The sequence below is a fragment of the Vibrio sp. M60_M70 genome (genome assembly GCF_037162085.1).
Classification (GTDB): Bacteria; Pseudomonadota; Gammaproteobacteria; order Enterobacterales; family Vibrionaceae; genus Vibrio; species Vibrio diabolicus.
In genome coordinates this window covers 1,054,622-1,078,790 of record NZ_JARLUL010000002.1, presented here as the reverse complement: position 1 = coordinate 1,078,790, position 24,169 = coordinate 1,054,622, and the positions used below count along the sequence as shown (strand labels likewise).

The following is a 24,169-nucleotide window of genomic DNA, read 5'->3' as shown; positions in this document are numbered from 1 at the left end:
AACTGGCTTACTATGCCAGGTACCTAAAACGCTTTGTGAGTCACTCATGAGCCGAAAAAATAACAAAAATCTCAGCATTCTTCTTAAACTCAACACCTTTATTGCACCTTATAAATGGCGGGTTGTGGCGGCTTTGGTTGCCCTTGTCGCGACGGCAAGCTTGACGTTATCCGTTGGCTATGGGGTGCGTATTCTTATCGACCAAGGCTTTGCTCAGCAATCATTGCAAGAGCTTACCAATGCGATTCAGTTTATTGTTGGTGTCACACTGTGTATTGCCATTGGGACGTTCTTTCGCTTTTACCTTGTCTCTTCCGTAGGTGAGCGCGTCAGTGCGGATATTCGCCTTGCGGTGTTTAACCATGTGATTACGCTGCATCCGAGCTATTTTGAGACCAACAGTAGCGGCGATATTATGTCGCGCCTGACTACCGATACCACGTTGCTGCAAAGCATTATTGGTTCATCGTTCTCGATGGCGATGCGTAGCGCTTTGATGTGCTTTGGGGCCATCATAATGTTGTTTGCCACTAACGTTAAGCTCACGCTGATTGTGCTTGCTTCTGTGCCTTTGGTTTTGGTTCCGATTTTGTTTTATGGACGACGCGTGCGTGCGCTCTCTCGCCAAAGTCAAGACTCAATGGCCGATGTCGGCAGCTACGCAGGTGAAGCGATAGAACATATTAAAACCGTGCAAAGTTTTAGCTCAGAGCCGTACGAACGAGCGGCTTTCGCTGTCGAGGTGGAAAAAGCGTATGAAGTGGGCAGACAGAGAGTAAAACAACGCGCAATCCTGATATCAGGCGTTATTGTGATTGTGTTCAGCGCAATTGCAGGCATGCTTTGGGTTGGCGGCAGCGATGTGATTCACGGAAAGATGTCTGCGGGAGACCTAGCAGCGTTTGTGTTTTACGCCATTATGGTTGCCTCATCGACTGCAACCATTTCCGAAGTCATGGGTGAACTGCAAAGAGCCGCAGGTGCTACCGAGCGACTGATTGAGATTCTTCAAGTAGACAGCGATATTAAAGCGCCAAGCAACTATTTGCCTGTCCGTCCGGACATACCTGCTGAGGTTAACTTTAATTCGGTGAGTTTCAACTACCCTTCTCGCCCAAATCAACCAGCTATCAAAGAATTAAATCTAACCGCAGAACAAGGCAAAGTATTGGCGTTGGTTGGCCCTTCTGGTGCAGGTAAAACAACACTATTCGAATTGCTGCAACGCTTTTATGACCCACAACAGGGGCAAGTGTTGTTTGGTGGCGAAGATATTCGACAGTTCGACCCAAAAGAGCTTCGACGCCAAATGGCACTCGTACCACAACAGCCAGCGCTGTTTAGCCATGATGTGTTCCACAATATTCGCTACGGCAATCCAGAAGCCACGGATGAACAAGTCATCGAAGCCGCCAAAAAAGCTCATGCCCATGAGTTTATTGAGAAGCTTCCCGAAGGCTATCACAGCTTTTTAGGCGAGCGCGGCGTTAGGCTATCGGGCGGACAAAAACAGCGCATTGCGATTGCTCGCGCGATTCTAAAAGATCCAAAAATCTTACTGCTAGACGAAGCTACCAGCGCTCTTGATAGTGAAAGTGAACATCACGTTCAGCAAGCACTTGAAGCACTGATGAAAGGACGCACAACGCTGATCATTGCTCATCGTCTTTCGACCATCCAACACGCGGATAAAATTGCGGTGCTCGACAATGGTGAGTTAGTCGATGTTGGTAACCACCAATCATTAATGCAAAGCTGTGAGTTGTATCAGCGACTTGTGGCGTTGCAATTTAAGCACTTAGAGTAGCGCCTAGTTAAGCCCTCAAGAATAAGCAAAAACGGACCAAGTGATTTAATGCCAATAGCTTAACGATGTTTTGTGTCATTCCAGCGAGACTAGGAATCTAATAGCAACGTGCTGAGTGGTTAAAGAGACAATTTTGACCATAAAGAGCTAGGATAGAAGATCCTATATCACGCACCTTCGTCGCTGTACAAGATGACGAAATACAAAAAGATGCCACTCGTAGTTAAACGAGCGGCATTAAACCAAGAGGTTCTCCTTTTAATACAGGAACTCCGGTAAGAATCCAGTAACCAGCGTATTCTCCCTTCAACTAGAAACACTCATCCCCAAGTACCATATAAAATCCAATCAACTTCACTTGTAACAAGTTAGGTTTCAAAAATAGGAAATCACCACTGTAAAAATTCACCGCATTTTGTCTTTCTGCCTATGGTTACAATGTTTTTGAAATCAATGCCTTTAAACCAAGTTACAAGTAAGCGGCACCGATATGAACAGCGAAGCGAAACAACTTTTTTATCATTTATGTCAACAATACGATGCACTCTCTCAAGAGCTAGAGTCTCGCGCGTTTCCTGAGTTTTCCGAGACCATCACTCATCCGCTTGGGCACTGCTTTGTCCGTTGCCCTGTTGGCAGTCAGCGCTTTTCCATTGTTGCAGTCAACTTTGCGCCCTCCGTTCGCGGGCAAGGTGTGCTTACTGCATTTATCGACTACATTAAAAGCCATCCATATCATTACCAAGGCGTTGAAGTAACTATCATTGAAAACAAAAGCTTAGCAAAACGACTGTTGTCCCTTGGATGGAAGTACAAGTCTCTGTTTGGCAAAGTTTTCTTCGCCAGCAAGCCTACCCTAGTGAAGGACTTTCAGTCAGCGTGATGGTTATTACGACACCGCATCGGTACCCAAAGTAAAAACCATCACTCAAAATCCGTAAGCATATTGAGAAAAGTTTGGCGGTCTTCCGTTGTACTACCTCGATGAGCAGTGTATTCGACGTGTTCATCCGCGCTGGCTTTTGGGGATAGATTGATGCCCCACAGCGCGTTAATTTGGTTTGGAACGATGGAGTAACGCACGTCAACAATTCGAATTTCGTTATTCGGGTCTTGCGCTACAAAACCATTTGAAAACCAACGGAAACGTTCGATGTCTTTCGCTTGCTGCGATTGCGGATCGAGCCATGGAAATTGAGTCTTCACATTGAGCTTTGGTGTGGATTCGCCTGGGTAGATTTTTATTGAACGCCCCACTCTTACCGCATCCACATAGTAGTTATCTTCCGTTTCATAAATCACTTTCCAGACCAAAAGATTCCCGAAGGTTGGTTTTGCTTTTAGCTGCAAAGCGCTGTGCTGTCTCTCTTGGACGATTTTCCACCCGGCCGCTTCTGCTCTATCTCGTTGAATAACCCCAAGAGTCAGATAAGCCAGAGACCATAGAAATGCGACACGCGCGTAGCTTCGATTTCGCTTCAGTGCGGCAAAGAAAAGCAGGATCAAAATCGGAAGTGAGAAAGCGGGATCGATAACAGAGATCGTATTCCAGGCATAGCGTGTGTTGCTTATCGGCCAAAAAAGCTGAGTCCCATAGCTGGTGCAAGCATCTAACAGCGCATGGGTGCTATAACCAAGGGCACAATAAAACCAACTCTGCCGGAAGCTTAGTCCTCGCTTTTTTGCTAACAACGGATACAACACTAAAGCACAGAGAAAGCTGCCAAAAGGGATAAACAACAATGAATGGGTAAAGTGTCGGTGATATTCCAAAAACAGCAATGGGTCAGTTGATGAACGGATAAGTACATCCAAATCCGGTGCCATCCCTGAAACCACGCCTAACACGCCAGCAGCCACAATGTGCCGCTTGTTACTTGCAGACTGTGGCAAAGCAGCGCCAAGTAAACCTTGCGTTAACGGGTCCATTATTTACGCCCGCAACGAAAATGTAGCCAAGATAGAAGGCATATACGCTTCAAAATAGGCTCAAATTTAAAAACCAGAACGTTCTCCGACATAAATTATCCGTATTTAAGTGGATTGGAAGACACACCTTAATGACGCATTAAAGTGTTCGAAAACAAACACTTTGATTTTAGTGTAAGAAGGAATCGCCCTATTCGCTAGTGAGAAGCGAACCTAAAGCGAGGCTTGTGGTGTACGTCAAAAGTACAAAACTGCGGATTTTACAGATGCAAAAATAAAACAAGGCGAACCGGATGGCTCGCCTTGTTTACTGAAGGATTAACGACAAAAACCTTAGTCTTGAGGGTTTTCTTTCGCGTTGATTTCAGCGTAAGTGTGCAGAAGTTCCGTCAATGTTTTTACCCAATCAAAAACATCCGAAGGTGTATTTTCGAGTAGCTTTTCCACTAGTGCACAGTGTGTTTCTAACGTGATCGCCTCTTCCAAATGGAATGAAATCGCATAGAAATGCCAAAGAACCAGTCGCGTCATTCGCTCGCTATTTTGCTTCGCATTGTCTGAGTCATCAAACGCTTGTTGAATTTCACTCAGTGCGATTGCTGTCATGCGTAACATGGCATCAAGACGTGCAGACAACATACGGTCTTCGCTATCCACTTCTTCTTGATCGAAAGTAAATAGCTCATTCATCACGTCTTCAGGCACCATTTTACTGATCATGCGAGCACTAAACTCTTCCAGTTCATGACGAGGCATGGTTACAAGACAATCGAAGGTGTAATCACGAAGCATAAAATCACTCTAGGTTGGAAATCAATTTCAGCCACGCATTCTAAATACTGAAATCTCAATTGCCAGCGTTTATTTCTATTGGGCTACCGAAAAACTACAGAACACCGTTGATCGCAATACCAACACCAATACGCTGCTGATTATGATCATAGTCAATCAAGCTCTTACCATACCCCGTCGAGTACTGTGCGTATCCCTGAAGTTTGCCCCAGATCGGAAATGACACCCCTAATTCGGCAAAGCCTTTATGCGTTTGGAAGTTCTGGCGGCCTAAGAAGGTAAACTCATAACCATTCCATTTGTACGCACTCGATAGCTCAAAGTGCCCCATGTAATCTTCGATATCCGGGTTATCATCACCTTTAGGATCATTCGGAGATGTTTTTTCATCCTCAGGTATACGCCACCACGGTTGAAGAGAAACCGCAAAATTGTCTTTCGCAAAGGTTAAGTTGGCGTAAACACGATTCCAACTGCGCGATAACTCTTGTCTCTGCCCATTCGACTCATGCTCAATACCAAAACCTAACCAAGTCGAACCATCAAGTGGCTTCCAGTCTGTCGGAGTATAATAAAAAAGCTCAGGACGATAATTGGTTTCACGAAATGGACGCGATGCTGCTCCTGTATACACCTGCCAAAATGACTTGAGCGTCATACCAAAGAACAAACCATCCCCATCAAACAACAAATCGTCGTAGTTCATTGGCACTTTAAAACTAATTTGGAACTCCGCTTCTTCCTTACGCAGCTCATCCCCGTACTTAGTGTCCGCATAAGCACGCTTATTTACGCGATCACTGTAAGTGAACGGCAAGATGTAGTTAACACGATGCGCTACCAAACTAAATGGTTCAAAGGCGTTTTCTCGTTCTGACTCCAAACGCTTGTCGACCAAGCTTTCCTGAAGCTCCTCAGGTTCTTCAATTTCTGGATCTGCGGGCACTGTACTTGTTACTGCATCGAGCTCACACTGCGCACGAATGCTCTTTATGGTTTCCTCACCTTTGCTTTGCTTAATTTTGTCTAGCAAACATAAATCATAAGCACTGGCTGTTTCTCCCATCGCAACTGGCGCTGCCAATAAGCTCAGTATTGATATCCCTGCCACTTTTGAAGCCATCTGAAACCCTTAATATTCTTTATGTCAAACCAGATAATTTTAATTTTTCTTGGTAAACCGCTTGCCATTCCGGCGTTAAGGCAATGTTAAATGTTCGCTGACTTTACGTCTTGAATAAATACGACAGACCTCAAACATATCCGCCCACTATGAGCAACGCGCCAAAAACGACCAAGAGTTGAGCATCATAAATAAAAACAAAAAAGACTCGTTTGCATGATGCTCATATTCCCTATGCAAAATACTGGCTCGCCACTTTGATTGCAAACGCGGCTATGAATAAACCCAAGCCATAAGCCAAATGCGCCAATGTGCTAAGAAAACGGGCTTTCCAAGGTGTTGGGGTTTTACTGGCAGCAAAACCAAATCCTAGACAAGGTTGAATGACAAAAAATGGGAAGACCAACGTGACCACACCAGTGGCTAAGCCGGGCACTAGACTAGGCTCTACCAACCAATGATGCCCAAAAGCAGCAATGTGAGCCAAAGCGAAAACAACACCAATGGCATAGTGCAAAAACCAACCGAGTGCTTTTTCTCCCGACATCGGGTCTGTTGCCATAATTGGCGCATGCATAAGCTTTCCTTTGGGCATGTACAAAACCCAGCGCGCAACCAATGCATAGTTTAGTGAGGGAATACCAAACACTCTCCTTTGTAGCCAAGCCCATAAATCCGTTATCAAAGTCGCACCAATCCCTATTAGCGCCGCTTGTAATCCTATTAAAAACAGCATTTTTTCACTCCTCAAGTTTTTGATTTGTTAAGGTCTTAGTTGCATGCTACAACTTAAAGTCGACTTGAAGTCAATGAGGAATAGTATGGATATTGCAGAAGTGGTTAAAAAATCAGGATTGCCGACCTCAACGCTCAGATACTACGAACAGTTGGGGTTAATTCGCTCGATAGGAAGGAATGGATTGAGACGTCAATATTCACCAGAGGTACTCAATAAACTCAACATCATTAGTTTGGGGCGTATCGCTGGAATATCACTTAACGAAATGGCAGAAATGTTGAATCACTCAGAAGGTTCAAAACCATACATTGATCGTGACTTACTGGCGAAAAAGGCGCTTGAAATTGATGAGCAAATAAAACGTTTGAAAGCGGTGCGAGACAGCCTAAACCATGTTGCTTCCTGCCCTCATGAGTCACATATGGACTGTTCTTCATTTCAGAGGCTTATGAAGGTCGTAAAGCGTTATGTCCCCCACAAAGCGAGATAAAACACTCTACTTATTCTTGATTTAAAAGGAAGCAACTCGCGGTTGTGAGTTACTTCCTCTCATTTTTTACTTAGCTTGCGCTTTTACGTACTTCTTCACTTTTTTCATCGCCATTTTTTGCTTTAACGGTGAAAGGTAATCAATGAACAAGTTACCAGATAGGTGATCAATTTCGTGCTGCATCACAATCGCCAAGAACTCATCGCTCTCGATTGTAATTGGGTTGCCATCACGGTCCAATGCAGACACAACAACTGATGTGTAACGCTCTACATCGGCGTAGTATTCGGGAACAGATAGGCACCCTTCTTGACCAAGCGCTTTGTTTTCTCCGCTCACCACTTCTGGGTTGACCAAGATTAAAGGATCATTGCGTTCGTCAGAGATATCGATGACAACAACCGCCTCTTTTCTACCAACTTGGGTTGAAGCTAAACCGATGCCATTGCCCGTTGCGTAAAGTGTTTCTAGCATATCGTCGATCAACGTTTGTACTGTCGATACATCAGTGACTTTTTCTGCTTTTACTTTAAGTCTTGGGTCTGGAATGGAGAGAATTTCGAGGACTGCCATACTTACCTTTCGTTATCTGTAAATCGTAATTTCCGGCGAATTATACACACGTTTGGGCAGACATAAACATGTTGAGTTTTCGTAGAAATACCGTTTCGTCTAAAACATTCGATTTTGCTAGAGACCAAAGAGGCACAAAGAAAGAGAAAACAATAACGCCAGCACGATATGGCTGGCGTCTTTTTACGTATCTATCTTTAAGCGTTCGTTATATGTGAGTTACGCACTCTTTTGCGCTTTTAGCAAAACCTTAATCGCTATTTTTTCACCACTCTTGAAAATAAAGTACCCGAGACAAACGGTTATTAACGTTAATACAACGATAATAATACTGAACCAGCCTAGTTCCGCTATCAGTTCAAATATAGAGATGCCCAAAAACATTAAGATGAGAGAAAACGCCACTAAGCTCGATAAATTCCAAAGCAGCACTGAATACCATCTCGTTGTCGAAGGCATTATATTCCCTGTTTTATAGCCAAAATAATATCCTACACTCATCGCTGGTATTAACGTCCCGAGAAAGCCGACACCGTTCATTTCCATGCCAGAAATGTACTCAATAATAAATAGCAGTATGGCCAAACAAACTGATGCTAAACACAAAAGCGACGTTACAAAGAGCACCGAGGGAGCGTTGTTTTCTGTTGAGTAATTATTTTTCGATTCCACTTTCATTTCCTTCCATTTATTTCAATAAAATCAGACTTTAGATCATGCTGCCGCTTGGACAACCTAGAGAAACAACGCCGCCATAACTCGTTGTTGGTGCAGCTACCATGACTAAATCAACAGGAAGAAACACAACGTCCGTTGCTAACGACAAAGGAATGTCAATCAATGAAAGTGGGTATAACGCGATGGAAGTAATATCAGATCTTAAATAGCAAGGTTGTCGTGCGACTGATAACGCGGTGCCGGAAAACGGCTTTCCGTATCCGCCACCAGCATGCGCACCTATAGATGAACACCCCACCATTAAAGATGCTGACACCACAAGAAATACAACTTGTAGCTTTTTAAATATATTTATTTTCATTTAACCTAGATTCCAACTAACTGTTATTTTTTAAAACTAAACCTTCTATCTCAAATTGTATATTCAATGAATTCACTCATATGGGCCTAGTGCAACCATGTTAATACGTTCTATGTATTAGAAACAATTCATTTATTTCCAATAGCACCCGTGAGTTCATGCGACGTGACTAGAATCGCACTTAATTTTTTATGCAAGAACCAAGTTAAGATCAACCTATTCGTTTTCCCGTTGGAGTCGCGTACCTTTCATCTAATGTAAAAAAGCCGCCAGAACCATTTGGCTCTGGCGGCTTTTGTTTTTATCGAAAACTCGATTACTGCTGTAGCTTAGCTTTGGCTTCTACTACTTTGGAGAAGTCCAGGCCCAGCTCTTCCACTGCTTCTTTAATCAGTACAGGATTTTGCATTACCTGCGCCATTAACGCTTGAAGCTGATCTTGTGGCAGACCTAGTTGGCTGATAGTTGCCATTGCAGCCAGAGGGTTTTGAGTTAACGCCTGAAATAGCTCGTTGATTTGCTCGTCGCTAATATTGTTTTCTTTCAACATCGCAAGAATCGGGTTCATCAAATTACCTTTAAATACTATGTAAAACAGACCCGCAGTTTACCATTGGGTTTTGTTAGTTTGCACGCAGACTTTAACCACCACACCACCATCGACCAAGTTATGGTCGAATATTGGTGAACGTTGCGGTAGTGACTCCATCACTTTGCGATGAAAGCGCTTTTATATCCGCGTTAAAGTAATATGGATTAAGTGGTATTTTACTCTCGGCTGGTCGCGCGTAGTAAAGCTTAGCGGGCTGTTTTGCCATTTGTTGCGCGTACAAATACCCGACCAACGCATGTTCAAACTGGTGGTAACCATTTCCCCAATGGAACGCTTTGGTTGATTTAGGATTCAGACCAACACCTCCGTATTGATGATCCACCCACACGTCCATAAAGGTGGGTAACGTGTATTGCAACGTTTCTTTCATCGAATCATCGACAAGAGAAACCGTCATCGCCGCTTGATCGAGTTCTGCCCATTCCCAAGACGAGCTATAGTGTTTGTGCGGTCTTGATTGCCAAGCAAGAATGCTCTCTTGCGTCCATTTACCCTGCCATTCTGGCGAGAAGAGCGCTTTGACTTGCTCAAAGTTTTGCTGGTATTGCGCTTGTTTAAGCGTGTGTTTCATTCCTTTGAAACCAAACTCTGTCCAATTGGAATTCTCCAACAACTGACCAGTTAGATACGTCATCCAATACGCTTTGATGGTGTGTCCAAAATCATTGTGTTTCGCATCTGGCATCATTACCGCTTTGTGGTGTATCGCGCCATAAAAGCGCTGCTCTTTGTCGGAGTGGTAGTTATCCAGCATCACTTGCGTCAGCCATTGCAGATCTTGCTTCCACTTGGCTTGCGCTGGCTCTGGTAAGAGTGATGCCGTTAACAACAGATAGCCATTGATCTGGTCAAGTTGAGCGACTAACTCTTGCTGCTTCTCACTTTCTCCATCACCATCTTTCAAAACCCACGCCAGACCGCGATCATCGCTTCGTCGGTATTGTTTAAATATAAACGCTTGCTGGTCGATAAGTGCTTGTTCAACCTTTGGATCTTGCGTCAAGTAGTAGTACATCGCCAAGCCCACCAAGGCGTAAGCTTGGTCTTGAGAAGTTCGCTGTTGCCACTCCATCCCCGGTTTTCCACTACGCGTAAAGCTCACGAAGCCACCGTTTTTCTCATCTTGTAGATGATCAATCAGGTAATAAGCCCCTTTCTTGGCTAGCTCTAATGCTTGTTTGTCACCCGTAAGATGAAAAAGCACGCCATAAGCGTAAGTTTGACGCGATTTCATACGTGTGTATTCGCGATCGAAGTGCGGGCTAATCCACCCTTTGTTTAATTCTTCACACGGCTTTTGTGGGTCGAGAATGACACCGTTATCACAACGAAATGTCGGAAAATTCCCCGCAGGTTGCCCATGTGCGCTTTCCATCATCCAATATGGCGCTAGGCCATTTGTCACATGGTTTAACCAATCATCCCCCGAAGGCAGGTCCACATCAGCAAAGCTGTTCATGCTCGTCGTTGCGAGCAATAATTTAAGATATTTAAAAGACATAATTCTCAATTAAGTTATTGAATTTTATCCAGTATAAATAACTCCCTTTACACATATTGTCGTCGTGGTCACAATCGCCTTACGCATTTGTTTGCATTATTCATCTGTCTGCCTTATTCGATGACTGAGTCGAGAATAAACGCCACTCTGTCTTCGACTGACATTTTGGGCACTTCGATCAATTGATAACCGAACTTGTGGTATGCATCGACCATCTGTTGATACGTGGCGACCGCTTCAGAAAAATCTTGCTTTCGCTCTTCGTCGTTTCTGAATATCGATGCCCACGGTGGAAAAATGAATACTTGAGAATGATAACGAAGCGTTTGGCAATGCGTGATGAGCTCATCCGAGATTGGCAGTTGTTCCAACTTGCTGTAGCCATATACATCCACAATACCGCGATCAAAAAACACCTCCGCTTGGTGCACATTGAAAGCTCGGTAATTGCCCACTTCTTCTTTTGTCATTTCGTCTCGAAAGGCTTGTTTGTCATTCCAAGGTAATGCTGAACCGTGATTCGTAACCTGCCTTTGTATTACGTGACGACCTGTTTCTGGCGAGCAGATAAAGCCTTGTGTTTTTAGTTGTTCGATAACCGAGTTTTTTCCTGCGCCGGGGCCACCAGTGAATACGATGAGTTTATTCAAAATTGTTTCCTTATTTTTTTGTTTGAGTGAAGTAATGCGTGTACAGCCAAGATAATTGGCATGATCTGGCGTTTGAAATTGGCATTTGGCACGCCAGCGTTAAGCGAGATCGGCAGTGGAATGTTTTGGGATAGAAATGAGCAGTGAAAAAAATATTGATGAAATGAAAGCTTAAACGGCGTGTTCAGCGTTTATGAAAAACGGAGGAATTTTGAGCGAACTAAGCTTGCCCAAAAAATTGGGTTGGAAAATGGAGAGATTGCTTCAGCGGGTTAGCGCGTCAATTGGCTTTCTATATCAAGAAAATGGCACCTAAGCCTAAGAATGCAAAGAAACCGACGACATCAGTAACGGTCGTCAATACTACCGAGCCAGCCACGGCGGGGTCAATGTTAAACTTCTTCAACGTGAATGGTATCAGCGTACCCGATGCCGCAGCCGCCAGACTATTGAGAAAAATTGCGCAGCAGATAATAAGCGCCAATGGCCAAGAGTCAAACACCATGTAGACGACACCCGCGATGACTAATCCCATAATCAAGCCATTAATGGTGCCGATTTTTAATTCCTTATTCACCAATAGCTTCAAGTTACTTCGGTGCAAATGGTTCAATGCGATACCCCGAATGGCCACCGCTAAGGTTTGGCTACCTGCGATGCCGCCCATACTCGCCACGACGGGCATTAAGATCGCAAGCGCAACGACTTGCTCGACCACATTATCAAAAATACCAATGATGGCAGAGGCAACAAAAGCGGTCAGCAAGTTAATCACCAACCAAAGTGCTCTTAGCCTTGTCGCCACAGTTAATGGTGTAAACAAATCCTCTTCGCTTCGTACGTTTTCTGCCACTACAGCTTGTAGGCTGAGTTCACGTAACGTAATCGCGATGATCGCCATCGACAAAACGCCCATAATTTTGCCACCAGCCATGATAGGAAACCAATGCGCTCCACCATCAATCGAGACCTGTTTACTGACGCTCTGAATCGTTTGGATATCTTCCAGAATTGGCGTGACTACGGTCAAGTCTGTGAGTTTGGTATGGTTCTCATGCAGCAACAGGGTTTGAGGTTCTATCGTCCCAATAACGCCTCCGACATCACGCACGATGATCAATCGCACCGGGCTTTGTCCGCGTTTTAACAACTCGGTTTTGATGCCTCCTACGCTGTTTTTAGGATTTGCGACTAAAAAATGCGGCTCGGCATATCTCCCCACTTTGTTATCTTCATACGACAGCGCTTGTTGAATGTGCGCGACCGACTCTTCACTTTGGTCGATAAGGTACTCATCCACAAATTCGGTCGGTAGAAAGTCTGCAAAGATGATCAGTTCCGAATCAGTGATGTACGCTAAGCGTTCATGTTGTAGCTCTTTGTTGAGTGATTGATGAATGTGCTTGGCGGTGTCGTATCGCAGCAAATTTAATACCGTCCAGTACTTCTCTGGCGGCACTGCTTCTATCACGCGTTTACGATAAGCAATGTTGACCGACTCCAAAATGTTCGCGATTTGCGCTTCCTGATAGTCTTTCAAAAAACTGAGGTCTTCGGTCGACTCTATCGCTTTAATGATCTCGGTAAGCAAATGAGGCACTTTGCGATTAATTTGTAATTGGCTGGAATCTATCATCATTGTCACCGATTTCCTTGGGCATCACGTTAGTGTCAACACGATGTCTATTACCTAAAGGCATGAGATCCTGATGTTAAAATTCTAGGCAATGGCACGCACAATTGCGGAATTTATATTTTGCTCGCAGAAACAGAACGTCTTTGCATAAGGGGATGGTATAAACTTTTAGTGTGCATTAGGCGCATTTGCCTCGTTTGATAATGGAGTAATCAATGGCACCAGTATTTTTTCTGACTCAGCAAGCCGCCTTACCAAGTCGTAAGGTGCTTCGTAAAGTGATTCAGTTTGCGACAGCGCTGGCTCAACCCATCGTGGTATTGGTGGAAGATCACCGCCGGAGTGAAGATCACGCGTTCGCGCATTTCCTTAGTTTCAACTCTGATCATATAGAAAAGAGACAAGCTGAGTTTGAAGCTTGGACATCAAAATTTAAAGACTTCGTTATCGAACTTTGTGAAGAAGAGGAAGTTGAAACGCCAACACTCTCTTACGAGCATTTCAAAGGGAGTCATTGGATTGCTCAAGTCGCGAAACGGCTTGTCGACCACACAGATTTACTGCTCGTGGGGCATTTTAACAAGCACGACATTCAAACCTTACTCACCGAGCTAGCAAAAAACGATTGTGATTTATTGCTATTAAGTGAGCGTTCATGGCCTTCTCACGCCAACATGCTTTGCGCGATAGATCCGCTTCATCGCGGAGATGCAAAATCGGTCGTAGATAAAGCCATCGTATCGCGAGGCTCAAAGCTAGAAAAAACCTTGAGCGGAAAAATGACGTTAGTTTACTGCCGCTACGTTGCGCCTTATCTATCTCGCTATCGTGCAGAGATTTTGAGCAACCAAAAAGCAGGCATTACGGACTTTATTACTGCGCAAAAGTTAACACGAGTACCACTACTGCTGCCAGAAGGAAACCCTGAAACGGCGTTACCAAAAGCAGTTAAGCAATCACAAGCGGCAATTCTGATTATGGGCGCGTGTAAGCGAAGCATGTCATCCCAATTTTGGTCTGGCAGCACTGTAGACACGTTACTTGATCAACCGCCTTGTGACCTGCTGTTGGTCAATAGCACGAAGGATTGATCAGGCTTCCCCATTCCGCCGCATCTTAAATAATATCACGCGCAGTTATTGGCTCTTCATGGTCTCTAACTGCGCGGCTTCATGTTCCGCGTTCAAGGCTTGTTTCTGCTGCTGTTTAACCTCATCCCAACTGCGTCCCGATTCAATCGCAGATACACGCTGCTCGTATTTAGTGCAGGCTCTTTCGAGTACTTTCTCAGGATCTATGCCCTTTTCTCTTTCCAACACTTTTAATACGTTAAGATAGTTCCACAACACATCGCCTAACTCGTCTTCCAAATGACAAAGACGATCCTCACGAATCTCTTCACGGACTTCATCGACTTCTTTGCCAATGGCCTCCAGATAAGTCTCTACGCCTTTAAACCAAGTGTTGGTTTGGTCATATTGAGATTTTCTCGTCGCAATTGCGTACAGCTCATCACATTTCTTCATTATCTCTCCGTAGAACGAGTTTTTATTTACGCCTCTTTAGGACGAATAAACTTCCCTTTTGCCGTCACTCTAACTTCATTATTGACCAGCAATTGAGCCACCAATTGATATATACCGCGGCGTTCACCTTCACAGTGTGCAGTAATCATAACGTGCTCATCTAGCTCAATAGGTGCATGGTAGCGCACATCCAACTGCGCGGTAAGGGCTTGAATGTCTCTAAATAACAAACAGTGCGTCATTGCACCATCGAGCAGCGAACTCGCAATGCCACCATGCAACAGGTCTGTGTAACCTTGATGACGCGGTAAAACGTGAAACTCTCCGACAACAGAACCATCGGCTAGGCACTGGTAGTTCACAGCCAAAGAGTTCGGATTCGCATCGATTGAAGAACAAACCGCACATTGATAATGAGCTTCGTGAGTGGAATGAAAGTGGCTGTTTGCGGACATGATAAGTACTCGGCTTGTAAAAAGAGTAATTAGCATATGCCAATTATTAAAAAGAAACGGCGAGTAATCTTTGTTTGCACGTTGTAGGACCAACAACCTCATTGTCCATAACGTTAAATAATCATTTTCATAATTAACGATAATTTCCAGTTTATTTAGAGTGGCGATAAGGTTTGCATCGTGATTACGCAACGTTATGAAAGGCGACTTATGAAGTTTCTCCACACGATGATCCGTGTTGTTGACCTAGACAAATCTATCAAATTTTATACAAAAGTTCTGGGTATGAGCGTTTTGGATCGTTTTGAAAACCAAGAATACCGTTACTCACTGGTGTTTGTTGGTAGCCCTAATCAACCAGATGGCGCGACCATCGAGCTAACTTATAACTGGGATACCGGCAGTTACGACTTAGGTAACGCATTCGGACACATGGCGCTTGGGTGTGAAGACATTTACGCAGCTTGCGAAAAAATCAAAGCGCTTGGTGGTAACGTCACTCGCGAACCCGGTTCAATGAAAGGAGGAGAAACGCACATCGCGTTCATTAAAGATCCCGACGGCTACCAAATCGAACTCATCCAAACTCACAAATAACGAGGTTTCCTATGATAGACGCATTATTTCAACCGATTCAACTTGGCTCTCTCTCATTAAAAAACCGCATCGTTATGCCTCCGATGACGCGCTCTCGAGCCTCTCAACCGGGTAATGTTGCCAACGACATGATGGCCACCTACTACGCTCAACGCGCCGAAGCGGGATTAATCGTTGCTGAAGGCACACAAATTTCACCAATGGGTCAAGGCTACGCGTGGACACCGGGTATTTATAGCCCAGAGCAAATTGCTGGCTGGAAAAAAGTAACTGATGCAGTGCACGAGAAAGGCGGCGTTATCTTCGCGCAATTATGGCACGTTGGTCGTGTGACTCATCCTGACAACATCGGCGGCGAGCAACCTATTTCTTCTTCTGCGCTTAAAGCAGAAAACGTGAAAGTATTTATCGACAATGGCACAGACGAACCTGGCTTTGTCGACGTGGTTGAGCCGCGTGAAATGACCAAACAAGACATCAAGAATGTTATTGAAGAATACCGCCAAGCCGCATTAAACGCGATAAAAGCTGGGTTTGATGGTGTCGAACTTCATGCAGCAAATGGCTACTTGGTTAACCAGTTTATCGATTCTGAAGCGAACAACCGCACCGATGAATACGGCGGCTCAATTGAAAACCGTCTGCGTTTTCTTGGTGAAGTGGTCGAAGCAATGACGCAAGCCATTGGCGCAGAGCGTGTTGGTGTTCGCCTTGCACCATTCACTTCGTTAAACGGCACCGTTGATAGCACACCAGTCGACACCTACACCGCTGCTGCTGCGCTACTTGATAAACTCAATGTGGTTTACATTCACATTGCAGAAGTGGATTGGGACGACGCGCCAGACACTCCGCACGACTTTAAAACCGCAGTTCGTGAGGCGTATAAAGGCAAACTGATCTATGCCGGTCGTTACAACGCAGAAAAGGCGCAACACGCGATTGAAAGTGGTTTAGCCGACATGATCGGTTTTGGTCGTCCGTTTGTTGCAAACCCAGACTTACCAAGCCGCATCAAGCATGGCTATCCGCTGGCAGAACATGACCCTACGACATTGTTCGGCGGCGGTGAAAAAGGCTTAGTGGACTACCCTGCTTATCACGCGGGTTAACTCATCTGCGTAAAGCTGATTCGCAACTCGCGACAAACCAATAGCTAACCCAAAAGAACCTTGATCTTCCCCCTGTGACACCAAGATGCAGGGTTCTTTTTTAGGCAGCCACCAAGAATTAACGTCTTTGACAAGATGTACAACCTCGGCACGCAGAGCGCGTCGTTTTACTTAGTAAACTGCGTTGTACTTTACAGTAGGCATTTTTCAGTGCGCGGCGGCCTGAAAACCAATCATCTGGCTTAGTGAGGATTAAATAGCCATTAAATCTCTTAACCAACTCGGTTCGGTTGTTTTCGATAAATCGGCTATCAAACTCGATTTCTAAGTAATCCAACGCTTCTTCGATACAAGTAAAGCTGGCAATTTTTTCCTGAATCGTATTCTCTGTCATCGTTTCTTTAGCGTTATCATTTTCAATGAAGTCTAAGAGCCTAGCGCTTTACGTTCTTTGATTTGGCGCTTCTTAACATCACTCTTTCTGGGATTTCCATATTGAAATTCAATTTGGGAATTCGTTATTTCCCCCAGCCTTTTCATTTTGACAATCAATTTAAGGTGCTGATTTAAAGCAATATTATTTCTGGTTCATATTTTGCTCTACTTCGTTAAACGGAATGTTGGAGGGACACAATATGACTTACAGAGCGGAAGTAGACGGATTAAGGGCGATTGCTGTCACGTTAGTGATTTTGTTTCATGCAGGAGTTGAGCAATTCGCTGGTGGCTTTATTGGCGTCGACGTATTTTTTGTTATCAGCGGCTATTTGATTACCACCATCGTGATTAACGATTTGGAAAACCAGAAGTTCAGCCTCGGTGATTTTTATGAGCGACGCATTCGCCGCATACTTCCCCTGTTACTGGTGGTGATTGCCGTAAGCTATTTGATGTCTTGGTGGTTATTTTTGCCACAAGCGCACAAAGACGTTGGTCAGTTCGCAGTGTCTTCTATTCTTTCTTCATCCAACATTCTTCTGTATTTAAAAGGCCACAATTACTTCGGTTTAGAAGATCAAGCCAATCCGCTGTTTCACACTTGGAGCTTGGGCGTTGAAGAACAATACTACATTGTCATTCCTTTGCTACTCATGCTTCTCGCTCGTGGCAAAAACGCGTTTTTCCTGACTTTTTTTGTCGCGGTATTTGCGCTGAGTTTGATGACTATTGTCTATGCGAGCAACGATCCTGATTTCGCCTTCTACATGATCTTCTCTCGTGCTTGGGAGCTGGCAACCGGTTCATTACTCGCATTAGTGATGAGAAAAGTCCAAGTTCAATCTAACGATACTCTAGCAACCATTGGCATCGTTTTGATATTGGCTTCCGCGCTTTTGTTTGAAAAATCGCAAGATGGCGCGGGTATCACTTTGTTGGTGCCGGTCATCGGTAGCGCGTTAGTGATTTTGTTTGCCTCTAAAGACAATGTCTGCGGTAAATTGCTGAGCCTAAAATGGGTCGTGTTCGTCGGCTTAATCAGCTACAGCTTGTACTTGTGGCATATTCCGCTATTTGTGTTTTACCGCTACATGCTGGACGCAACTCAAGACGTCAATATCTCGCTTTACATTGCCGCTCTTTTTGTACTGTCTTACTTCACTTGGCGCTTTGTGGAAAAGCCGTTCCGCAGCCGAAAAGCCATGAGCATGCGCACTGTGTCTGCGGTTGTTGTGTTGCTGACGCTGCCCTTGCTGACGTTCGGCGTTATTGGTCATCAAAACGGTGGTTTTCCAGAAAGAAGTGCATTTTTCGAGGCCATGCGCGTTAACAACGGTTACGGTTTAGATTGCAACGGCAACACCGACGTTAACGATGTGTGCTCGTCTGCGCCGCAGCCCACCATCGCTGTGTTAGGTAATAGCCACAGCATGGTTTACGTAAAGCGTCTGTCCGAAGTAACACCAACTGGCGTGGTGCAACTTACTCAAGATTCCTGTGCAGTCGGTTATGTCGACATCCTCGAAGCTGCTGGCTCAATTTCTTGCCGACAGTTCTTCAAACAGGCAGTCGATACCATTTTGCGTACCCCTTCTATTCGTCGCGTCGTTATCTCTTCCAACTTCAATAAAGAGCTTTCACAAGCAGATTATGAGGCATCATTGACTGGTTTGTTAAATGAACTGGAAGGGAAAGAAGTGGTCGTTTTCGGCCCAACCCCTTCTGCACCGTTTGCGGTAGGTGAATGCCTTTGGAAAGCGCGTTTGTTTGGCGAGACGGAAGAGTCCGCGTGCGATTTCTCTCCCAAGCGACATCACCCTCAAAACGTGGCGAAGTTAGTGAACTACTTTGATCAATTTGAGCACGTTGAGTTTGTCGACTTGACCGGTGCCATTTGCAGAAATGGCGTATGTCGAATGAAAGTTGGTGCGAACAACGCGATGTATACGGATGACAGCCATTTATCTTACAAAGGTGCGGAGTTGGTGCTTGGGCATTACCACAATAGTGCAAATGAAGCGCAACAGTTCACTTACGACCGACAATAACCAAGAGAATAAGCTTTTATGCTTCAGCGCTTATCTCAGGTAAGCGCTGAATATTTTAAAGCGAGAGAAAGCCAGCGCGTTTATTTGAAAATGCGTGGGTCAAACGCGAAATCGAGCTTTTCGGCTTTCTTGATGATCTCTTTCATTTTGGGATGATTTGGGTTCACCACGTAGTTTTTATCACGAGGTGAAATCGTTGAAGGCACTTGCAGTGCGGCAAACTCAGGATGAGGATCATTGAGAAACTGGTCACCAATGTACTGTGTAGACTCGCTCGCCGGTATTGCTCGCCACGTCACAGGGAGATCTTCTTCATCTAAGGTGGCGATGAGATATTCGGGCATTTCAATACGATATAAATCGTACAGTTTGGTGATAGCTGGATCGTTATTTACGTGAACAAACACTTCCAACGAGCAAAGGGATTCCGATTCAGAGAAGTAGAGGGCTTCGGTTCCTTTTGAGTTCCATCGCCCTCCAAATAACTTTGCGCCAACGGGGCTAAATGGCGTGTCAGCGAATTTCTTTTGTGTGAGACGATAGAGCTTCATATTACGAGAACACCCCGTGCTCTAAACGGCCGATCAAATCTTTTACGATTTCAAAATCAACCGTGGTCGACACCATATCAAGTGGACGTTTTCCACCTAAGCCGTACACATTTTCTCTCATCCATTTTAACGCGCGTTCTTCGTCGTCAAACAACTCTGTTGCGAGTTTCAATAACATCGCTAATCGATAGATTGCATCACTCTCTTGAGTATTAAAACGCTCATCATTTTTAAGACGACGCTTAATTGTACTAACAGGAATCAGTGTCACATGTTGGAATTCACTTTGAGAAAGCTTTACTCGATCAACAATGTTCCGGTATACCTTGGGCTCAAAGCCTTTGTGAACCGCATCAATACGACCCGTTTCAGCATCTTCAATACCTAACATAAGCCAGAAATTGGCTTTATGAGATTGTTTCGGCTTAAAGCTTTTTAATGCTGCAGTTGCCATATCAAGCTCCTATGGTTCATATGGTCTAGTTATTATGGTTCAAATGAGCTCAACTTTCAATCAAAGTAAAAAGACAGGTAAAGAAAAAGGCGAGCTTTGCGCCCGCCTCTCTTACTTATTCATCAACTTTGTTTACGCATCTACCGATTTGCATCGTTTCACTTACTACAAGTCAAAACGGTCGGCGTTCATGACTTTCGTCCATGCAGCGATGAAGTCGTGGATGAATTTTTCCTGATTATCATCTTGCGCATACACTTCCGCGTACGAACGTAGAATCGAGTTTGAGCCAAAGACAAGATCCACACGGGTTGCCGTCCACTTCACAGCGTCGGTTTTACGATCACGGATTTCATATTGATTAGCACTCACTGGTTTCCACGTATATGCCATGTCAGTAAGGTTCACGAAGAAATCATTCGACAAAGTGCCTACTCGGTCAGTAAATACGCCCTCTTTTCCACCGCCGTAGTTACTGCCTAAAACGCGCATACCACCGATGAGTACCGTCATTTCTGGTGCTGTCAAACCCATAAGCTGCGCTCGGTCGAGCAACAACTCTTCCGGCTTAACCGCGTAGTCTTTCTTCAACCAATTTCGGAAACCGTCAGCAACAGGCTCAAGAACTTCGAATGATTCAACATCCGTCATCTCTTGGGTGGCATCACCTCGGCCTGGCGCGAATGGTACGGAAACATCATGACCTGCGGCACGCGCAGCCAGTTCAATACCTACGTTACCAGCAAGCACGATAGCGTCCGCAACACTACAGCCCTCTTCTGCTGCTATTTTTTCTAGCACAGCAAGAACACGACTTAGACGCTCTGGCTCGTTTCCTTGCCAATCTTTTTGCGGAGCCAAACGAATTCTCGCACCATTTGCGCCACCTCGGCGGTCAGAGCCACGGTAAGTACGCGCACTATCCCACGCCGTACTTACTAGCTCACTAATGGATAGGCCACTTGCTTCGATTTTTGTTTTCACTAAATCAACATCGTAGTCTGTCTTACCTGCAGGCGTTGGGTCCTGCCAAATAAGATCTTCGCTTGGCACATCAGGGCCGAAATAACATGATTTTGGTCCTAGATCGCGGTGTGTCAACTTAAACCAGGCACGAGCAAAAACGTCATCAAAGTACGCTGGGTCATTTTGGAACTTTTCTGCAATCTTGCGATATTCAGGGTCCATTTTGAGCGCCATATCGGCGTCAGTCATGATTGGATTGTAGCGCTTAGAACCGTCTTCAACATCGACAGGCTTGTCTTCTTCTTCAATGTCGATAGGCTCCCACTGCCACGCACCTGCTGGGCTCTTCTTCAGTTCCCAATCGTACTTAAATAGTAGGTGGAAGTATCCGTAGTCCCATTGTGTAGGGTGTGTCGTCCAAGCACCTTCAATGCCACTCGTTACCGTGTCACGGCCAATGCCACGTGTTTTGTGGTTAATCCAGCCAAGACCTTGTTCATGAACGTCTGCGGCTTCGGGCTCTGGACCAAGGTTTGCGGCATCACCATTACCATGACACTTACCGACCGTATGACCACCCGCTGTAAGCGCGACAGTTTCTTCATCGTTCATTGCCATTCGCGCAAAGGTCACACGCATGTCATGTGCTGTTTTGAGAGGATCTGGGTTCCCGTCCACCCCTTCTGGGTTGACGTAGATAAGCCCCATCATTACTGCGGCAAGTGGATTTTCTAAATCTCGCTCACCAGAATAGCGGCTGTTATCAGCATCACTTGTGGCTAACCATTCTTGCTCGGAACCCCAGTAGGTGTCTTTTTCGGGATGCCAAATGTCTTCTCGCCCAAAGCCAAAACCAAAGGTCTTAAAGCCCATGGATTCATACGCCATGTTACCGGCAAGGACAATCAGATCGGCCCAACTTAATTTGTTGCCATATTTTTTCTTAATGGGCCATAAAAGGCGGCGAGCCTTGTCGAGGTTTGCGTTATCTGGCCAAGAGTTGAGAGGAGCAAAACGCTGGTTGCCTGTCGCAGCGCCGCCACGTCCATCCGCGATACGATAACTACCCGCTGCGTGCCATGCCATTCGGATCATTAAACCGCCGTAATGTCCCCAGTCGGCAGGCCACCAGTCTTGGCTATCAGTCATTAACTCTTTTAAGTCTTTTTTAAGTGCTTCGACATCTAGCTTTTTCAGTTCTTCTTTGTAATTAAAGTCCTGGCCAAATGGGTTGGTTTTGGAGTCGTGTTGATGCAGGATGTCTAAGTTTAAGGCATTCGGCCACCAATCCATCACCGACTTATCTGTAGATGTTTGCCCACCATGCATAACTGGACATTTACCTACCGAACCGCCGTTTGTGTTGCTCATATAATGCTCCTTCGTATCGTGGTTGTGGTAACCACTCTTTGTTATTCAATAAATCGAATATCCACCTCAAACAGCGTAGTTCATACACTGAATTTTTAGTTAACGCCAAGTCAAAATTTCCATATCTCGGCTAATAAATAATTGTTATCAAACATGTACCTATATGCAGAAAATATGGATAGAGATCAGTTTAAGTCCATACCTGAATACTTGATCCCAGACAGCCTCGCCATGTTGTTATCCCAGGTCGCTAAATCATGGCGACTAAATTCATTCAGAGCGTGGTGACCACATGCCCTTGCCATAACTTGCATGAGCTCGACCGAGGATTCGAAGAAATTTCTCAGTTGCTGAGATGACCTTTCGACGTCGAGACGCTGCCTCAAATCGGCATTTTGCGTTGCGATCCCCGCAGGGCAATTATTGGTGTTACAAATCCGGGCCGCGACGCAACCGATCGATTGCATCGCACTGTTTGCTATCGCCACTCCGTCTGCCCCAAGTGCCAACGCTTTGACAAAATCCGTAGGAACTCGCAACCCACCAGTGATGATTAATGTGACGCGGTCACTTGCGCCTTTTTCATCTAAGTACTTACGCGCACGAGCTAGCGCAGGAATGGTTGGCACGCTAATATGATCACGGAACATAGTTGGCGCCGCGCCCGTGCCACCACCGCGACCATCTAAGATGATGTAATCGGCACCCGCATCGAGCGCAAATTGTATGTCTTGCTCAATATGGTTTGCACTGAGTTTAAAGCCAATTGGAATGCCGCCCGTGATGCCACGGACTCTGTCAGCAAACTTTCTGAAATCGTGAGTAGTATGAAGATCTTTAAATGTTGGCGGTGAGATCGCTGGTTGTCCTTCGGGGAGACCTCTCACCTGAGAGATCTTACCCACATTTTTATTTGCTGGAAGATGACCACCCGTGCCTGTTTTGGCGCCCTGCCCACCTTTAAAATGAAAAGCCTGAACATTAAGAAGCTTAGATTCATCGTAGCCAAACTGAGCACTGGCAAGCTCATAGAAATACCGCGAATTTGCAGCTTGCTCTTCAGGTAGCATCCCCCTTCACCGGAGCAAATCCCAGTCCCTGCCAACTCAGCACCTTTTGCTAGCGCAATTTTCGCCTCTTCCGAAAGTGCGCCAAAACTCATGTCCGATACCAATAAAGGGATAGCAAGTTTGAGCGGCTTACGTGCGTTTGGCCCCACAATCAACTCAGTTGATACGGGAACGTCTTCTAACAACGGTTGTGTCGCCATTTGCGCCACCATGATTTGTATAGCATCCCAATGTGGTAGCAAATGCCTAGGAACCCCCATTGCAGCCATCGGACCATGATGACCGAGTTTAGAGAGCCCTTCTCTCGCTAACTGGTGGATAAACTCTAGGGTTGGTTCTTCTTGAGTAGCGGACGCAGTCGGTTTGTCACTTTTCTCTCGTTTTTTCTCAGGGCCTTCTTTGCCGACTTGCTCAGCAGAAAAACGCTTATGTGTTCCATCACAAAATGGGGCATTAGAGGTGTGCTTGCACTGGCAGAGATACGCTTCTTCATCTTTTTCCGCAGTAAAGCTCATTGGCTTTAAGCCTGTTCCCGAATGCGACCCATCGCAATAAGGTTGATTTTTAGAACGTCCACATCGGCAAAAGTAATATTCTTGCCCTTCGGTTAGATTCACTTTAATCGGCTTATTATCGGCGATGATTGGCTTGCTCATGTTGCCCCCTATTTATTATTGTTAACCACGCTT

The 24,169-nt window shown here is 45.2% G+C and carries 24 protein-coding genes and 1 pseudogene; 7 read left to right on the top strand and 18 right to left on the bottom strand.

Going from position 1 to position 24,169, the window contains the following annotated elements; translation table 11 throughout:
* Window positions 1-46 precede the first annotated feature (46 nt).
* Window positions 47-1,807, top strand: coding sequence for an ABC transporter ATP-binding protein/permease (locus P4S59_RS20465; RefSeq protein ID WP_337168966.1), 1,761 nt, complete (start codon window positions 47-49; stop codon window positions 1,805-1,807).
* Between the two features lie 490 nt (window positions 1,808-2,297).
* Window positions 2,298-2,690, top strand: coding sequence for a hypothetical protein (locus tag P4S59_RS20460; RefSeq protein WP_114323694.1), 393 nt, complete (start codon window positions 2,298-2,300; stop codon window positions 2,688-2,690).
* A 41-nt stretch (window positions 2,691-2,731) separates the two neighbouring features.
* On the opposite strand, the gene P4S59_RS20455 is transcribed toward P4S59_RS20460, so the two are convergent.
* The 4 genes from P4S59_RS20455 to P4S59_RS20440 all read right to left on the bottom strand — a co-directional run bounded on the left by P4S59_RS20455 (window position 2,732) and on the right by P4S59_RS20440 (window position 6,387).
* Window positions 2,732-3,736: a metal-dependent hydrolase gene (locus tag P4S59_RS20455; RefSeq protein ID WP_337168965.1), complete on the bottom strand. Its 1,005-nt coding sequence runs from the start codon at window positions 3,734-3,736 to the stop codon at window positions 2,732-2,734.
* 333 nt (window positions 3,737-4,069) lie between these two features.
* Window positions 4,070-4,528 (bottom strand): hypothetical protein, encoded by a 459-nt coding sequence (locus P4S59_RS20450; protein ID WP_005395188.1) that lies wholly within the window; start codon window positions 4,526-4,528, stop codon window positions 4,070-4,072.
* Between the two features lie 94 nt (window positions 4,529-4,622).
* The gene (locus tag P4S59_RS20445) at window positions 4,623-5,651 is read right to left on the bottom strand and encodes a phospholipase A (RefSeq protein WP_006742284.1); all 1,029 of its coding nucleotides are present in this window, start codon (window positions 5,649-5,651) and stop codon (window positions 4,623-4,625) included.
* Between the two features lie 232 nt (window positions 5,652-5,883).
* Complete coding sequence (locus tag P4S59_RS20440) at window positions 5,884-6,387, bottom strand: DUF2938 domain-containing protein (RefSeq protein WP_337168964.1); 504 nt, start codon at window positions 6,385-6,387, stop codon at window positions 5,884-5,886.
* Window positions 6,388-6,472: 85 nt separating this feature from the next.
* Between P4S59_RS20440 and P4S59_RS20435 the strand changes: the two genes are divergently transcribed.
* Window positions 6,473-6,880: a helix-turn-helix domain-containing protein gene (locus P4S59_RS20435; RefSeq protein WP_301575843.1), complete on the top strand. Its 408-nt coding sequence runs from the start codon at window positions 6,473-6,475 to the stop codon at window positions 6,878-6,880.
* 66 nt (window positions 6,881-6,946) lie between these two features.
* On the opposite strand, the gene def is transcribed toward P4S59_RS20435, so the two are convergent.
* The 7 genes from def to P4S59_RS20400 form a co-directional block, all read right to left on the bottom strand.
* Window positions 6,947-7,453: a peptide deformylase gene (def, locus tag P4S59_RS20430; RefSeq protein ID WP_020842054.1), complete on the bottom strand. Its 507-nt coding sequence runs from the start codon at window positions 7,451-7,453 to the stop codon at window positions 6,947-6,949.
* 219 nt (window positions 7,454-7,672) lie between these two features.
* Window positions 7,673-8,131: an ABZJ_00895 family protein gene (locus P4S59_RS20425; RefSeq protein ID WP_337168963.1), complete on the bottom strand. Its 459-nt coding sequence runs from the start codon at window positions 8,129-8,131 to the stop codon at window positions 7,673-7,675.
* Between the two features lie 31 nt (window positions 8,132-8,162).
* Entirely contained in the window at window positions 8,163-8,492 is a 330-nt protein-coding gene (locus P4S59_RS20420; RefSeq protein ID WP_337168962.1) for a YceK/YidQ family lipoprotein, read from the bottom strand.
* 316 nt (window positions 8,493-8,808) lie between these two features.
* Complete coding sequence (locus P4S59_RS20415) at window positions 8,809-9,060, bottom strand: DUF2999 family protein (RefSeq protein WP_005395194.1); 252 nt, start codon at window positions 9,058-9,060, stop codon at window positions 8,809-8,811.
* Between the two features lie 100 nt (window positions 9,061-9,160).
* On the bottom strand, window positions 9,161-10,606 hold the full coding sequence (locus tag P4S59_RS20410; protein WP_337168961.1) for an N-acylglucosamine 2-epimerase: 1,446 nt from the start codon (window positions 10,604-10,606) through the stop codon (window positions 9,161-9,163).
* 113 nt (window positions 10,607-10,719) lie between these two features.
* Window positions 10,720-11,256: an AAA family ATPase gene (locus tag P4S59_RS20405; protein ID WP_337168960.1), complete on the bottom strand. Its 537-nt coding sequence runs from the start codon at window positions 11,254-11,256 to the stop codon at window positions 10,720-10,722.
* Between the two features lie 292 nt (window positions 11,257-11,548).
* Complete coding sequence (locus P4S59_RS20400) at window positions 11,549-12,895, bottom strand: magnesium transporter (RefSeq protein WP_337168959.1); 1,347 nt, start codon at window positions 12,893-12,895, stop codon at window positions 11,549-11,551.
* Between the two features lie 212 nt (window positions 12,896-13,107).
* On the opposite strand from P4S59_RS20400, the gene P4S59_RS20395 reads away from it, so the two are divergent.
* Entirely contained in the window at window positions 13,108-13,983 is an 876-nt protein-coding gene (locus tag P4S59_RS20395) for a universal stress protein (RefSeq protein WP_005395202.1), read from the top strand.
* 45 nt (window positions 13,984-14,028) lie between these two features.
* On the opposite strand, the gene P4S59_RS20390 is transcribed toward P4S59_RS20395, so the two are convergent.
* Together P4S59_RS20390 and P4S59_RS20385 are read right to left on the bottom strand one after the other, a co-directional pair.
* Complete coding sequence (locus P4S59_RS20390; protein ID WP_337168958.1) at window positions 14,029-14,418, bottom strand: MazG nucleotide pyrophosphohydrolase domain-containing protein; 390 nt, start codon at window positions 14,416-14,418, stop codon at window positions 14,029-14,031.
* A gap of 26 nt (window positions 14,419-14,444) precedes the next feature.
* On the bottom strand, window positions 14,445-14,873 hold the full coding sequence (locus tag P4S59_RS20385; protein WP_025604569.1) for a PaaI family thioesterase: 429 nt from the start codon (window positions 14,871-14,873) through the stop codon (window positions 14,445-14,447).
* Window positions 14,874-15,083: 210 nt separating this feature from the next.
* Between P4S59_RS20385 and gloA the strand changes: the two genes are divergently transcribed.
* Both gloA and P4S59_RS20375 read left to right on the top strand, forming a co-directional pair.
* The gene (gene gloA / locus P4S59_RS20380; RefSeq protein ID WP_337168957.1) at window positions 15,084-15,470 is read left to right on the top strand and encodes a lactoylglutathione lyase; all 387 of its coding nucleotides are present in this window, start codon (window positions 15,084-15,086) and stop codon (window positions 15,468-15,470) included.
* Between the two features lie 11 nt (window positions 15,471-15,481).
* Entirely contained in the window at window positions 15,482-16,582 is a 1,101-nt protein-coding gene (locus tag P4S59_RS20375; protein ID WP_337168956.1) for an alkene reductase, read from the top strand.
* A gap of 118 nt (window positions 16,583-16,700) precedes the next feature.
* Here P4S59_RS20375 and P4S59_RS20370 read toward each other — a convergent pair whose 3' ends face one another.
* Entirely contained in the window at window positions 16,701-16,976 is a 276-nt protein-coding gene (locus P4S59_RS20370) for a nitrogenase-stabilizing/protective protein NifW (protein WP_337168955.1), read from the bottom strand.
* A gap of 241 nt (window positions 16,977-17,217) precedes the next feature.
* Between P4S59_RS20370 and P4S59_RS20365 the strand changes: the two genes are divergently transcribed.
* Window positions 17,218-19,068, top strand: a complete 1,851-nt coding sequence (locus P4S59_RS20365) for an acyltransferase family protein (protein WP_282174860.1) — start codon at window positions 17,218-17,220, stop codon at window positions 19,066-19,068.
* Between the two features lie 80 nt (window positions 19,069-19,148).
* Here P4S59_RS20365 and P4S59_RS20360 read toward each other — a convergent pair whose 3' ends face one another.
* The 4 genes and pseudogenes from P4S59_RS20360 to P4S59_RS20345 all read right to left on the bottom strand — a co-directional run bounded on the left by P4S59_RS20360 (window position 19,149) and on the right by P4S59_RS20345 (window position 24,136).
* Entirely contained in the window at window positions 19,149-19,619 is a 471-nt protein-coding gene (locus tag P4S59_RS20360; protein ID WP_005376497.1) for an RES family NAD+ phosphorylase, read from the bottom strand.
* Window position 19,620: 1 nt separating this feature from the next.
* Window positions 19,621-20,073, bottom strand: a complete 453-nt coding sequence (parS, locus tag P4S59_RS20355; RefSeq protein ID WP_006742299.1) for a type II RES/Xre toxin-antitoxin system antitoxin — start codon at window positions 20,071-20,073, stop codon at window positions 19,621-19,623.
* A 165-nt stretch (window positions 20,074-20,238) separates the two neighbouring features.
* Complete coding sequence (katG, locus tag P4S59_RS20350) at window positions 20,239-22,410, bottom strand: catalase/peroxidase HPI (RefSeq protein ID WP_114323685.1); 2,172 nt, start codon at window positions 22,408-22,410, stop codon at window positions 20,239-20,241.
* 185 nt (window positions 22,411-22,595) lie between these two features.
* A pseudogene (locus tag P4S59_RS20345) lies at window positions 22,596-24,136 on the bottom strand (glutamate synthase-related protein).
* Between the last annotated feature and the right edge of the window lie 33 nt (window positions 24,137-24,169).